At 50.4% G+C, this 13,492-nt stretch carries 13 protein-coding genes; 9 read left to right on the top strand and 4 right to left on the bottom strand.

Annotated features, from left to right (window positions below; translation table 11 throughout):
* The first annotated feature begins 258 nt into the window (after window positions 1-258).
* From PJE062_RS09055 to PJE062_RS09045, 3 genes are read left to right on the top strand one after another with little or no spacing between them, the layout of a single operon-like run.
* Window positions 259-1,092, top strand: coding sequence for a bifunctional allantoicase/(S)-ureidoglycine aminohydrolase (locus PJE062_RS09055; RefSeq protein ID WP_037036517.1), 834 nt, complete (start codon window positions 259-261; stop codon window positions 1,090-1,092).
* Window positions 1,093-1,098: 6 nt separating this feature from the next.
* Complete coding sequence (locus PJE062_RS09050) at window positions 1,099-1,602, top strand: ureidoglycolate lyase (RefSeq protein ID WP_008548302.1); 504 nt, start codon at window positions 1,099-1,101, stop codon at window positions 1,600-1,602.
* A gap of 30 nt (window positions 1,603-1,632) precedes the next feature.
* Window positions 1,633-3,078 carry a uracil-xanthine permease family protein gene (locus PJE062_RS09045; protein WP_008548408.1) on the top strand — a complete coding sequence of 482 codons (1,446 nt, stop codon included), beginning with the start codon at window positions 1,633-1,635 and terminating at the stop codon, window positions 3,076-3,078.
* A 43-nt stretch (window positions 3,079-3,121) separates the two neighbouring features.
* Here the strand turns inward: PJE062_RS09045 and PJE062_RS09040 are convergent, their stop codons facing one another.
* Window positions 3,122-4,318, bottom strand: a complete 1,197-nt coding sequence (locus PJE062_RS09040; protein WP_008548843.1) for a Gfo/Idh/MocA family protein — start codon at window positions 4,316-4,318, stop codon at window positions 3,122-3,124.
* 191 nt (window positions 4,319-4,509) lie between these two features.
* Between PJE062_RS09040 and PJE062_RS09035 the strand changes: the two genes are divergently transcribed.
* The 5 genes from PJE062_RS09035 (at window position 4,510) to PJE062_RS09020 (ending at window position 8,078) form a co-directional block, all read left to right on the top strand.
* Entirely contained in the window at window positions 4,510-5,115 is a 606-nt protein-coding gene (locus tag PJE062_RS09035; RefSeq protein WP_037036515.1) for a bifunctional 2-polyprenyl-6-hydroxyphenol methylase/3-demethylubiquinol 3-O-methyltransferase UbiG, read from the top strand.
* A gap of 72 nt (window positions 5,116-5,187) precedes the next feature.
* Window positions 5,188-5,619 carry a hypothetical protein gene (locus tag PJE062_RS09030; protein ID WP_037036415.1) on the top strand — a complete coding sequence of 144 codons (432 nt, stop codon included), beginning with the start codon at window positions 5,188-5,190 and terminating at the stop codon, window positions 5,617-5,619.
* Between the two features lie 264 nt (window positions 5,620-5,883).
* A complete protein-coding gene (locus PJE062_RS09025; RefSeq protein ID WP_008548707.1) occupies window positions 5,884-7,014 on the top strand; it encodes a site-specific integrase in 1,131 nt (376 codons plus the stop codon).
* A 211-nt stretch (window positions 7,015-7,225) separates the two neighbouring features.
* The gene (locus PJE062_RS27075; protein ID WP_008548313.1) at window positions 7,226-7,426 is read left to right on the top strand and encodes an AlpA family transcriptional regulator; all 201 of its coding nucleotides are present in this window, start codon (window positions 7,226-7,228) and stop codon (window positions 7,424-7,426) included.
* An 82-nt stretch (window positions 7,427-7,508) separates the two neighbouring features.
* Window positions 7,509-8,078 (top strand): hypothetical protein, encoded by a 570-nt coding sequence (locus PJE062_RS09020; RefSeq protein WP_037036413.1) that lies wholly within the window; start codon window positions 7,509-7,511, stop codon window positions 8,076-8,078.
* Here the strand turns inward: PJE062_RS09020 and PJE062_RS25775 are convergent.
* The gene (locus PJE062_RS25775; protein WP_008548564.1) at window positions 8,075-8,425 is read right to left on the bottom strand and encodes a hypothetical protein; all 351 of its coding nucleotides are present in this window, start codon (window positions 8,423-8,425) and stop codon (window positions 8,075-8,077) included. The genes PJE062_RS09020 and PJE062_RS25775 overlap by 4 nt on opposite strands.
* A 688-nt stretch (window positions 8,426-9,113) precedes the next feature.
* On the opposite strand from PJE062_RS25775, the gene PJE062_RS27070 reads away from it, so the two are divergent.
* Entirely contained in the window at window positions 9,114-9,458 is a 345-nt protein-coding gene (locus PJE062_RS27070; protein WP_083793230.1) for a Rha family transcriptional regulator, read from the top strand.
* Here the strand turns inward: PJE062_RS27070 and PJE062_RS09000 are convergent.
* Both PJE062_RS09000 and PJE062_RS08995 read right to left on the bottom strand, forming a co-directional pair.
* Window positions 9,418-10,158, bottom strand: coding sequence for a M48 family metallopeptidase (locus PJE062_RS09000; RefSeq protein ID WP_008548348.1), 741 nt, complete (start codon window positions 10,156-10,158; stop codon window positions 9,418-9,420). The genes PJE062_RS27070 and PJE062_RS09000 overlap by 41 nt on opposite strands.
* On the bottom strand, window positions 10,145-13,441 hold the full coding sequence (locus PJE062_RS08995; protein WP_008548708.1) for a type I restriction endonuclease subunit R: 3,297 nt from the start codon (window positions 13,439-13,441) through the stop codon (window positions 10,145-10,147). Before PJE062_RS08995 ends, PJE062_RS09000 begins: the two co-directional genes overlap by 14 nt.
* Window positions 13,442-13,492 lie beyond the last annotated feature (51 nt).

Here is a 13,492-nt window from a genome sequence, read left to right as displayed (position 1 = left end):
TGGGAGGAGTTTGGTGGGCCTGCCAGCTGATGAGCTTTCAGGACACGGTTTATGCCAGCACGTATGCCCAGTGTCTCAAACATTGCTACGTCGGTCCCTAATCCGACGAGAGCACCTCCCCCTGGCAAGGAATTCAAATCAATTCGGGTTGCTTCGCTCTCTCACCTCTTAGGTGCAGGAGCGTCGTAGAAGGAACAAACATAAACTATGAGTACCCAAACACTGCCCCCTCGCGTCTTTGATGCGCCTTCCGAAGGTATGTCGCCTTCGTCATTCTATGCTCCCTCAGGTGGCTTGCCGCCACAAACGCAAGTCATGACGGACCGGGCAGTGTTCACCAATGCGTATGCTGTCATTCCCAAAGGCGTCATGCGCGATATCGTGACATCCAATCTGCCTTTCTGGGAAAAGACACGTGCCTGGATCATTGCCCGCCCGCTCTCTGGCTTTGCAGAGACCTTTTCTCAGTACATCATGGAAGTTCAGCCGGATGGGGGTTCTCTCAAGCCTGAGCCTGACCCAGAGGCACAAGGGGTTATGTTTGTTGTTCAGGGCGAGATCACAATCACGCTGGGAAATGAGCCGTTTACGCTGACAGAGGGCGGTTATGTCTATCTGCCCGCTGGTGCAGACTATGAAGTTTGCAATAACGGCTCTATGCCAGCTGTGTTTCATTGGGTTCGTAAACGTTATGAGACGGTTGAGGGCATTCCGAGACCTGATGCACTGTTCACTCACGAGAAGAACGCTGTGGTCGCCCCTATGCCGGACACTAACGGTGCCTGGACCACCACCCGGTTTGTTGACCCGAATGACATGCGCCACGATATGCACGTGAACATAGTCAACTTTGAGCCCGGTGGCTGTATCCCTTTTGCAGAGACTCACGTGATGGAGCACGGTCTGTACGTTTTGGAAGGTAAGGCTGTATATCGGCTCAACAATGACTGGGTTGAAGTGGAGGCCGGTGACTTCATGTGGCTGCGCGCTTTCTGTCCGCAGGCTTGTTACGCTGGCGGTCCGGGGCGTTTCCGTTATCTGCTTTACAAAGACGTGAACCGCCATGCTCCTCTTGGCTCGTTTCAGAGGTGATCAGCCATGAGTGAGCAGGTCACCACAGAGCGCACTATCAGGATTGAGAAGCTCACCGCTGAGACCTTTGCTCCGTTTGGCGAGCTGATTGAGGCTGGTATGACATCGCCCATCCTGATCAATGAAGGCAGATGTGAGCGCTTTACTGATCTGGCGGGCGTTGAGTTTATTGGCGGACGCGCGGGTGTGAGCCTGTTTCAGGCTGAGCTACGCAGCTTGCCTCACACACTGACCATGCTGGAGCGGCATCCCTTGGGATCGCAGTGCTTCATTCCCATGGCGCAATCAGAATATCTCGTCATCGTTGCAGAGGATGAAGGTGGACGGCCTTCAACCCCGCGCGCGTTGTTGGCGAGTGCGACCCAATCCATCAATATCAAACGCAATACATGGCACGGCGTCCTGACCCCCATCAAAGGTTCAGGATTGTTCGCCGTAGTCGACCGGATTGGGGACGGTAACAACCTAGAAGAACACTGGCTGAAGGAGGCCTACCTGATAACGGAATAACACTGTGCGTCATTAGTAGGAGGGGACTAAATGACCAGCAATTCCATCGGGACACCAGAACAACTGCGTGATCCCAACTATACGCCTGCCTTACACAAGGCGGTTCCGCTTGGCATTCAGCACGTGCTTGCCATGTTTGTTTCAAACGTCACGCCAGCTATCATCATTGCAGGTGCTGCCGGTTTTGGATTTGGCTCTGATGCGGGGGCGCAGGGCTTTCCGGACATGACCTACATGATCCAGATGTCCATGCTCTTCGCAGGGATCGCCACACTCTTTCAAACCATCGGAATGGGCGCAGTCGGTGCTCGGCTACCGATTGTGCAAGGCACCAGCTTTGCTTTCATCCCAATCATGATCCCGCTTGTGGCAGGCAAAGGTGTTGAGGCGCTGCCCGCGTTGTTTGGCGGTGTTCTGATTGGAGGCTTGTTTCACGCATTCCTAGGCATGTTCATTGGCCGCATTCGCTTTGCATTGCCACCGCTTGTCACTGGCCTTGTGGTGACCATGATTGGTCTGGCGCTGGTGAAAGTGGGTATTCAGTATGCCGCTGGCGGAGTGCCTGCAATCAGCAAGCCTGAATATGGCAGCATGCTCAACTGGTCGGCTGCGCTGATCGTTATTCTTGTAACGCTCGGCCTCAAGTTCTATGCCCGCGGGATACTTGCTGTATCAGCCGTCGTGATCGGCATTCTTGCCGGTTATCTTTATGCGATGATGGTGGGCATGGTAACCATGGATGGTGTTGCCGCAAGTGTTAGCCGGTCTGCTTCTTTTGCTTTGCCAATGCCATTTGTTTACGGCTTTGACTTCAGCCTTGCGGCAATCATCGGCTTCTGCCTGATGGCATTTGTGAGTGCCGTTGAAACTGTTGGCGACGTTTCCGGCATCACCAAGGGCGGTGCGGGACGTGAAGCGACGGACAAAGAAATCCAGGGCGCGACTTACGCTGATGGCTTTGGTACTGCGATTGCAGGTGTTTTTGGAGGTTTGCCCAACACGTCCTTCAGTCAGAACGTTGGCCTGATCGCGATGACTGGCGTTATGAGCCGTCATGTAGTGACGATTGGAGCTCTGTTCTTGATCCTGTGCGGGCTGGTGCCAAAAGTTGGCGCGATCATCCGCACTATTCCGATTGAAGTGCTTGGCGGTGGTGTGATCGTTATGTTTGGTATGGTGGTTGCTGCGGGTGTCTCAATGCTGTCAGACGTAAACTGGAACCGGCGGAACATGGTGATCTTTGCGATCTCGCTTTCCATCGGTCTTGGATTGCAGCTGGATCCCAAAGCTGTTCAGTATCTTCCAGACACATTGCGCATCTTGATGACCAGCGGTTTGCTTCCAGCAGCACTCATCGCGATTGTGCTGAACCTTGTTCTGCCAGAAGAGCTCTCAGTTGAGGCAACAGAAGAAGTCTCAGGCGGTATGGCATCGCAAGATGATGCCCCAATGAAACCGGCAGGCTCCCAAGCCTAAAGAAATGCCCCTCGCCGCTTACAGGTGGCGAGGGGCGTTGTTTCTAAAGCTTTTGCCAGGAACCGCCGTTTTGAGAGCTTTTCACGGCGGTTTCGATGAACTTCAATCCATCGAGGCCATCTACGACGGATGGCAGTTGCTTGCCGCAGTCTGGTTCAGGTTGTCCTAAAATCCGCGCACTCAATACATCTGCGAACTCGTTGTAGAGTGTTGCGAAAGCTTCCAAATAACCTTCCGGGTGACCTCCTGGAATACGCGAGACGGAGTTGGCCGCATCGGTAGCATCTGGCCCACCGCGGGTGATGCGATAGCTTGATTTGCCAAAGGGTGAGTAGACTAGGTGGTTCGGATCTGCCTGCCCCCACTCAAGGCCGCCTTTCTCACCGTAAATGCGCAATCTCAGGCCGTTTTCATTACCCGGAGCAACCTGAGAAGCCCAGAGCATTCCTTTCGCCCCATTCTCGTAGCGCAGCAGCATCTGGACATCATCATCCAGCACTCTGCCCTCAACAAAACTGGTCAGTTCGGCCAAAACTTCCGTGGCTTTCATTCCCGAAACGAATGACGCGAGATTGTAGGCGTGCGTACCAATATCTCCGATACATCCACCAGCACCGGAGCGCTTTGGATCTGTCCGCCAGCTCGCTTGCTTTTGACCGGACTGCTCGATCGGCTCAGTCAGCCAATCCTGCGGATACTCCACCTGCACCAGACGAATTTTGCCAAGCTCACCTGCTTCCACCATAGCTTTCGCCTGCCGCACCATGGGGTAGCCGGTGTAGTTATGCGTAAGCAGGAAGAGCTTGCCGGTTTCCTCAACCAGCTGAACAAGCTTCTCACTCTCCTCACTTGTAGTGGTCATCGGCTTATCGCAGATTACATGAATGCCTGCTTTCAGCATTGCGCAGGCAGCCGGGTAATGCATGTGGTTTGGCGTAACAATCGCCACCACATCCACCGGATCATCCCGAAGCGGTTCTTTCGCTGCCATTTCTTCAAAAGATGTATAAGCACGATCAGGTGCGATGTAGAGTTCTTCTGCCGAAGCTTTGGCCCGCTCAGGATCTGAAGACAATGCACCGGCAACCAGCTCATAGCGATCATCCAATCGTGCAGCTATGCGATGAACAGCACCGATAAATGCGCCTTGACCACCACCAATCATACCCAGACGCAGCCGACGTCCCAGTTTCTTCGGAGCATCTAAAACTTGTTGTGATTCAGCTGCTTCAACGGTCATTATGCATTCTCCACATTTCCTAAGCTCTCAAACATCCGATAGCACCTCAACACTACCAGAGCCTGTAGGATCATTAGGTGTGTGATCTTCAATTGCAAATGGTCTTTCGCAAAAGTGATGGTCTTTTCAAGGAAACTATCTCAAAATCTGCATCTGATTTGCTGCAAGCTGAGGCGAGGACACAAATTCTCATGTCGAACACACAAGAGACTACTCAAGCTTACTATGAGGAGAATGCTGAGAGCTTCATCGCCCGTACCTTGCATCTGGATATGACTGAGCATTATCAGCGTTTTCTTAGTAGAGTTCCTGCTGGTGGCCGTGTTCTTGATGCAGGTTGTGGCTCGGGCCGGGATGCTCACGCTTTCAAGCAGATGGGTTTTGAAGTAGATGCTTTTGACGCCTCAATTGAGATGGCTAAGTCTGCGAGCAAACTCATCGGGATTGAGGTTCAACAGAACACATTCCAGGCGTTCAACAGTCCTCCAATCTACGACGCAATCTGGGCCTATGCTTCTCTGCTTCACGTTCCTTATGGCGAACTTCCTCTGGCACTCACCAACCTCAGCAATGCACTCAAAGACGGCGGTACCCTCTTCGCATCCTTCAAGCTGGGAGACGGCGAAATCTCACGAGATGATGGTCGCCGCTTTTCCATGATGACTGAAGATCACTTCAAAACCATTCTCGAAGAGGTTCCCAGCTTAGAGCTGCAAGATGCTCGTATCACACTAAGCAATAAGCCTTACAGTAAGGATGAGAAGTGGCTGACGATGATCATTGGGAAGAAAGACTGATATCCTCTAAAACACGATTGCTCTCAGAGACAAATTTCAGACACTTAATTAGTAAAAATAAAGACCATAGAAATGAAACAGTACATTCAATTTCTGATATTCGTTTTTCTCTTTGCCGCAACTCTCGGATCATTTGCACAAGCTGAGACTATTCGAGAATGCAATGCTCCTAAAGGCGTTTCTTACTTTCCTAACACAGCTACTTCAGACGAATGGGAGGATGATGGTTTCTCAAATGGATTTATCGCCTTAACTATCAAAGACAAGTCTGAGGTGGACATAATTTATCGCGATCTTACGGGAATACACAGTCTCAGAGCCGACGGCGTTACATTAGATGTGATTGGAACTGGTGAGCACTCACTGTCCATTCTAGCAAAACACAATCAAATGGTTCACGAACTCTATTCATTTGATCTGAAAAACAACCGCCTGTTCATCTCCCAACACAAACTTGAAGTACTGGTTGATAAAGTCTCGTCTTTTCAATCTGTGTGCAAATGACGAAAAAATAGAACGTTAATGGCGGAGAGTGAGTCCGCATTTCCACAGTCCGCGGCTTTCCTAGTAGCTCCGCCGAGTTCCATTTAAATTATTGATATTGATAGCATTTTAGTTTTCTCATACCGTACTACGCCGTAGCTATCCGACGCGATCCTAGTTTGAAGTGGGGGATCAAATGGGGGATCAGAGGCGAGGAAATCCGTATGAGAAGCATTCGTAAACCGCGTAAACAGTTGACAGCGCTAGCCGTAAAAAAATGCAACGATGCCGGGCAAATATTTTGACGGCAATGGCCTATACCTTCTCGTTAAAACCAGCGGAGCAAAACAATGGGTACAGCGCATTACAGTTCGCAGTAAACGGTGTGAAATTGGATTAGGGTCTTATCCTTTAACAACACTCGGAGAGGCACGAGATCAAGCATATGAGAACAAGCGCAAAGCACTAAAGGGAGAAGACCTGCTAGGCGCACGTAGGAAACAAAAAGCAATCCTGACTTTTGAAGCTGCTGCTCGGGAAGTTCACAAGGTGAACCTTCCTACATGGCGAAACGAAAAGCATGGCAAGCAATTTATCAGTACACTGGAAACCTACGTTTTCCCTAAAATCGGAACCTTAAAGGTCTCTGAAGTCAGTTCTGCTGATGTTCTAGCTGTCCTTTCGCCTATTTGGTTGAAGAAGGCGGAAACGGCACGACGCATCAAGCAACGTATCGGCATGGTCTTAAAATGGGCCATCGCAAAGGGCTGGCGGAAAGACAATCCTATAGATGCAATCGCTCAGGCACTACCTAAACAAGAAAAAACCAAAATACACCGTAAAGCGCTCCCCTATACGGAAGTTCAGCATTTCATGTCAGTGCTGGAACAATCCGCAGCAAGCCAAGCTGTTAAGCTTGCTCTTGAAATGACCGTTCTATCTGCCTGTAGAAGTGGTGAGGTACGCTTAGCGGTATGGGACGAAATAGATCTGAAGCAGAAGGTCTGGACAATACCAGCTTCACGTATGAAGGCAAAACAAGAGCATAAAATCCCCTTAACACCTCGTATGGTCGCGATATTGATGAACGCCAAGGAGTTGTTCGGCGACACAGGGTTCATCTTTCCGGGTGCGAAAGCAGGCAAGCCTTTCTCTGATATGACGATGTCTAAACTAGTCAGAGAACTTGGATTTGATGTGCATGTTCACGGTTTTAGAACAACGTTCAGGACATGGGCACAGGAACGCACAAGCATAGCGCGAGAAGTCGTTGAGAAAGCACTGGCACATACCATCAGGGATAAAGCAGAAGCTGCCTATGCTCGTTCAGATCTACTGGAGAAGCGGCGAGACCTTATGGAACGTTGGAACACTCATGTTCATCAAAGTGGAGCAAAAGTCATCGCATTTAAGTAGCGCAGTCAACATGTCCACACGAAGTACTTTCAATTTCACCTTACAAAACAATCTCTAAAGGCCTAGTTGCCAACTAATTCGCGGCATTCCTAGGTTTTCCTTGATTGTTTAATTTACGTAACGTAAATTAAACATGCTGAGCTGATCAAGCCAGATTTTCTTTCTTTCCTAAAATCAAAGTTCAACCAATCAACCTTGGAAGGGGAGACAGATGTCTGATTTCCATGATCGCTATCTTGCGCGACCTGAAGTTGAAGCAGTTCTAGGACTGTCCAGATCAACAATTTACAAACTGCTATCTGAAGATGATTTTCCGCCCCCTACCCGCCTCATTGGACGATCTGTCCGGTGGCGGTTGAGTGAAATTATGAGCTGGGCCGAAAATAAACGCAAAGCTCAAACTCCGAACTAACTAACCAAAAACCTGAAGCAGAAGAAACGCGCGCGTTACAACGTGCGCGGCAGGTTTTCTGCATCCAAAGTTTGGGGGCTACATGTCTCAACAGGTATATCCATATGACCGAAAATACATGCGTCAATGGAGGAAAGAAGTCATGAAACATGCAGAGCTAACAATAGCAGAGCGCCTCGTTGCAAATGTGTTGTCGGACACCTTTAATGCGAAAACAGGACGTGCCCATTACACGCTGCCAAAACTATCCAATCTGGCTGGCACAAGCCTCTCAGTTGTGAAGCGGTGCATTAAGAAGCTGAAAGATAAAGGTTTTATTTGGCCTGTTCGAACTATCAACGCGGTGGGGACCAAAGAATATCAATGTGAGATTCCACAAAGTACCGCTGGGGTCTGTGAGGAGCCCAACACAGGTCTGAGCAGACCCCAGAGTAGGGTCGCTAATGACCTCCATAAAACAAAGAAAAACAATAATTGTTATGCTGTTCCTGAGAATGATTCATTCTGGGCGCCGATAATCCAGCGGCTGCCAGAGGTTGAGAGACCATATCTGTTTCAGAAGCAAGGCACCCCAGCATATTGGCTGGTGACCCTAAACGATTTGAGGGCAATTTATGAAAAGCGGCAAGGAGCGCCTGAGCACGCGGCCTAATGCGTAAGACCTTTTCGGAGCAGGAAAGCTATTCTGCGGGCGATCTCGATGTCAGAAGGCTTCGAATGGGCCTCAGAGAGCATTTCCAGCTCTGTGCTTACCTCAGGTGCTTTGCGGTCTGACCAGTTGTCAGGATCTCTTGATTTCAAAAAGAACATCTGTGCAGTAACGTTGCCGTCCATAGCTTTTTGAAACAAAGCATTGCTGACTTTTGCAATCCCCTCGGCTTTACCCTGCTCTATAGCACTCAGAAAAGCACTGTGTTGTTTCTTTTTGCGGATGAGAGTTGTCTGATGGAAACCCAACACGTCAGCAATTTGACGTTCAGAAAGGCCTTGTGCTGCCAACTGGCGCACCTTTAGACACGTTTCATCTGTAATGACTATTGCGGGGCATCCAGACCTCCTTCTGACCATGACTAACTCCCTTCCCTATTTGCAATATTAGCAAAATGGAGTTCAGTCTTAAACTGGAAGTATACCTCTTTGCATAGACGACGCGAATTGATCGCATCATCTCTACATTTGCTCAGTTTTCCATCTAGCACCTTCATTTCAATCAGATACTACGAAGACGTAAAACACATTAGTTTTTAATGCAGTGCTCTCTGGGCATCGCGATGGCTTTAAGCAAACTGCTGAACTTTTTCAGCAGCACCAGCAATCCAACTGAATTTGCATAATTTTTGAGCGCAATCTGAGAGGGACGCTATAGCGCAGCCCAGCGCACTTTGATTACATGGAATGGCCTTGAGTGGCCAGTTTTCTCACTTTCTGGCACATTTCATCAATAATAACGATACTAGAACTGCCCGGCCTATTAGACGGCATTCCTCCCTCCTGTACCCATACGCAATATTGGTAAAACTCATTTTCTGGGAAAAGCTGTCTGCAGCAGAAGGCTTCGCAGCAAAAACAACCGTTACCCCACAAGTTTTCAAACGCGCCCCACCAGATGACCTAGCGGCCTGAATACTTTGATTCAAATTGTGTTGGCAGAAAACAAGAAAATAAAACGCCCAAGAAAGGAAATGACATGGAATCCGGTTTGAACCTGCCCCGGATCTTAGACACTGGACGAAATGACGAAGTGACCATGACCAGCAAGGAAATCGCAGACCTTTGCGGAAAACGTCATGACAACGTTCTAGTGGACATTAAAAAGATGCTCAAAGACCTGAACGGAGGTCTCCTGAAATTTCAGGAGACCTACATTGACCAGTGGAACCGGGCACAGCCTTGCTATCGCCTGCCCCGAGATTTCATCATGACGCTAGTCTCTGGCTATTCTGTGCCCCTCAGGCACGCCATTGTGACGCGTTTGTCAGAACATAAACCTATCACTCATTCAGCAGCAGTTCCGCCATATCGTCTAACTTAAGCTTGGTCGCCTTCCAATTTGGATCGTATCGATCCAGCAACGCATAGAATGCAGGACTGTGATTGTGCTCTTTGTGGTGACATAGCTCATGAAGAAGCACATAGTCGATGCAATCCCGAGGAGCTTTCACAAGGAAAGGGTTAAGCTGAACAGTACCATCCACTGAACATCCCCCCCATCGCTTCTCAGTATCCATAAAATAAAATTGCGGACGCTGGGCAATCCAAGGCAGACGTTCCCCAATAACTTCCAGCCTTTTACCAAGGTACGTCTGAGCACGAACCTTGTACCACCCCCGGAGGCGACCTCTGATCACCTGAGGGTCCGTGTTTTCTGACCTCACTTCAATATAGCCACCGCGCAGTTTCACGCTACGGTCCGCTTTCGGCACTTCGAGCACCTTAAGTTTGTATCTGCGCCCAAGATAGAACACAGCCTCACCGCTCACATAGTTGCGCTCCAGAACGTGCTCTTGGCGTCGCAGAGAGTCTTTTACATGTTCGTAGACCCATCGCCCCCGCCGCTTAACAGCAGCTTCTATTGAGGCCTGAGAAGCTTCTGGTGGAGCTTCAACAATCACCTTGCCATCTGGTTCAACATGGATCGCTACTTTCCGCTTCTTCCCCTTCGATGCCTGCACCGAATAGGGAATGCGCTCAGCCCCATATACAAGAACATTCTGGGCATCATCGGAAGTCATCGCGGCTAACGCCTTTCCGGGTTTTGTCGATGATCTTATCTATGAGGGTATTCGCCATTTCCAGTCCGCCATACTGCTTGAAGAAATGGGGCAGCAGCTTTTGCTTTATTTGCTGATAGATCGCTTCCTGTGACAAGGTGTTAGCAGCAACGGCCTCATTCACGACAGTGTCTATGTGCATTGCTTCATTGATGAAGTGATCTTCACCATGATCCTCCAGCCCATGGTCTGCGACAGCAATCCTGAAGATACCGTAGTAGGCACGTTGATGCTTGTTGCTTCTGATAGCCTCAGGAGTGTCCGGTGTAGCACCTTGGTTAACTGTATCCTCCAGATCTTTGAATAGATCATATTGTAGATGCGGGTGCTCAAAGCTTGCTTTCGCTTCTTCGATGGCTTTACGCAGCAGTTCGGAGAAGACAGCCTGAGCATACGGATCATCGTCTAGGTCTTCTTCAATGGTTTTGCGGAGCCTGCTGGAGATCGTATCAGCCTCGTTCTGTGCTCTCTCGTCAGTCCAGTCTTTGGGGTCGTCGCCATCCTCAGGAACTTCACCCATCTTATTGACGTCGAGAATACCTTCAGGGTCATGAACTTTGACACCTGTAACTTCCCGATCCACCAGATCCCGAATTTGCTTTTCGTAGGCTGAATAGTCCACGGTCTCCTGAGCATCCAATCGGGCTTGCGCTCGGATCTCGGTGAAGAACTTCAAATCCTTCTTGTAGTTGTCGACCTTAGCATCTGGAAATGCTGGGTCTTTGAAGAACCAAGAGGTTGAAAGGGCCACCTTTAAGCACATCCCAAAACTGGTGAGTGCTTCATAAAAGTCGTCGCGGATTTTCTGGGACTGGTCATAGGAAACACCAACCTCATCTGCCACCATGCGAGGGACAAGCACTTGACGGAAAGCCTCACGGTCGTGCTTGTTTTTTACATCAGAGAAGATCGCCCAGAGCTTTCTATGCAAATCTGGCAGACGCTTATACTCCACATCAACGCGGCTGTATGTTCCCTCTAAATCCTCAGGGTCATATCCTTGAACAGTCTTGGCTTCCAGCTCCTGATAGTCCTGCAAAGAGGTATCCAGCTCTTTCAGAATGCCACGATAGTCCACCAGATAGCCGAACTGTTTGTCCTCATGCAGACGATTCACACGGGCGATAGCCTGAAGTAGGTTGTGCTCCTTGATGTTCTTGTCGATATAAAGCACCGCGTTTTTAGGCTCATCAAAGCCTGTCAGCAGCTTGTCGACAACGATGAGCACATGCGGAGCGCCTTCTGTCCCGAAGTCCTCAATCACACTATTTTCGTAGGCCTCTGCATCCGCTCCCACGTTTTCCTTCCACCAACGCTGTACTTCCGGCGCGTTGGCGGCATTAGTATCTTCATGGCCTTCTCGCGTGTCTGGAGGCGAGATAACAATGGCTGAGGTGACTTTTCCGATCCTGTCCAGTTCTCGCTTGTAACGGATCGCAGAGAGCTTACTGTCCGTGGCAAGCTGTGCCTTAAGCCCCAGATCCTTGAAGTTATCGGAGAAGTGTTTGGAAAGGTCGCGTGCAATGAGAGCGATGCGGCGCTCAGAACCATAAACCAAGCCCTTGCTGGAGTTCTTGCGCTTGAAGTCAGCCTTCTGGGCGTCTGTCATGCCATCGGTGATATCATCGAACTGGTTATCGACAGCGGCATCATTGATGTCCACCTCAGGGCGCCGTTCTTCATAAAGCAGAGGCGTGACCGTACCATCTTCAACAGCCCGCTGCATGGTATAAGCGTGAAGGATTTTGCCGAACTTGTTGCGGGTCTTGTCTTCTTTGAGCAGCGGAGTGCCTGTGAAAGCAATATAGGCTGCATTGGGTAGCGCCAGACGCATGCGCTCGTGGTTCTCACCGCCCTGACTGCGGTGGCCTTCATCCACTAGCACGATCAGGTCTTCGCTCTCGTTCTTGCATTCCGGCAGTTTGGCGGCGGAGTTGAACTTTTGCAGCAGGGTGAACATGATACGCTCATCGCCCTTACCGATCTTCAGCGCCAGTTCCTTACCAGATCCGGCACGCGCACGGGCACCGTCTTTTTTGGCGGCGACGGCAGACCCGAAAGCCCCACCAGACAGGAAGGTTGCGGAGAGTTGCTTTTCCAGATCCGTCCTGTCGGTGATGACGATAACACGGCAGTTGGCGGTCTCAGGGTTCAGCAGCAGGGCGCGGCACAACAGCACCATGGTGTAGGACTTGCCGGAGCCTGTGGTGTGCCAGATGACGCCGCCCTCTCGCCCTCCCTCAGGCTTCCTATCCCCAACGGTTTCCAGCATGGCTTTAACGCCGAAGACTTGCTGGTATCTGGCAGCGATCTTTCCGGCTTTTTTGTCAAACAGAATGAAGTAGCGCAGGAAGTCCAGTAGTCGCTCTGGCTGAAGCAGCCCCATTAGGAGCCTGTCCTGCTCTGTGACACTCACGTCCTGCGACCACAGCTTGGTGAAGTGGTCTCTTGCTTTTGCGTCTGCATCCTTCAGGAGCGATCTGCAAGCATCTTCAGGCAGCTTCAGGTTCTTAACGCGATGGATTTGCTCATCGCTGATTTTGTCCTCTCGCCACGCACTCCAGAATTTCAGTGGTGTGTTTGTGGTGCCGTAGCGCCCAGCGGTGTCGGCAATGGACAGCAGGAGCTGGGCGTAAGCATAGAGGGACAAAATACCGTCTTGTTGTTGGTTGCGCAGGTGCTGACTGATGCCCTCCTCAACCATCTTATCGTCTTTGGAGCCAACAGGGCGCTTAGCTTCAATCACAGCAACGGGAATGCCATTGAGGAAGCCGACGATATCAGGGCGATAGGTCTGGCTACTCCCTTCTCGCTCTACGCTCATCTCGGTGGCGACTTCAAACGTGTTTGCTGCCACATTCTCCCAGTTTACCAGTGGAACCGTGAGGCTGAGTTTTTTACCCTCACGCACTTCGCTGACCGTGACGCCGTAAAGCAGATGCTTGTAGAGCGTCTCGTTTGCAGCAAGCAGGCCCTCGTTGATGCCGAGGTTCTTCAGTGCTTTAAGAACCTGAGCCTTAGCGCTGGCACTCAGAGCATATCCCTCTGCCGTTCGATAAGCCTCCAGATGCTTTGCAATTGTATCTTCCAGCAGAACAGCACGAAGCAAACCACGACGGCGCGTACACACCTCGGGGCTGATATAGGTCCAGCCCATATTCATCATCAGCGCAAGCGCCGGGATCTTGGAGGACGCATCTTCACGGGTGTCCGGGCGGGAAGAAAGCGGCGGCATCTGGTTCATGTTGGTCCCAAATCAGGCAAATCAATTGCTTGAGTTGTAACATGAAATAAG

Origin of the sequence: Pseudovibrio sp. JE062 (genome assembly GCF_000156235.1) — a bacterium.
Taxonomy (GTDB): domain Bacteria; phylum Pseudomonadota; class Alphaproteobacteria; order Rhizobiales; family Stappiaceae; genus Pseudovibrio.
The sequence above is the reverse complement of the archived record's forward strand: the minus strand, read 5'-3'. Positions and strand labels throughout refer to the sequence as shown.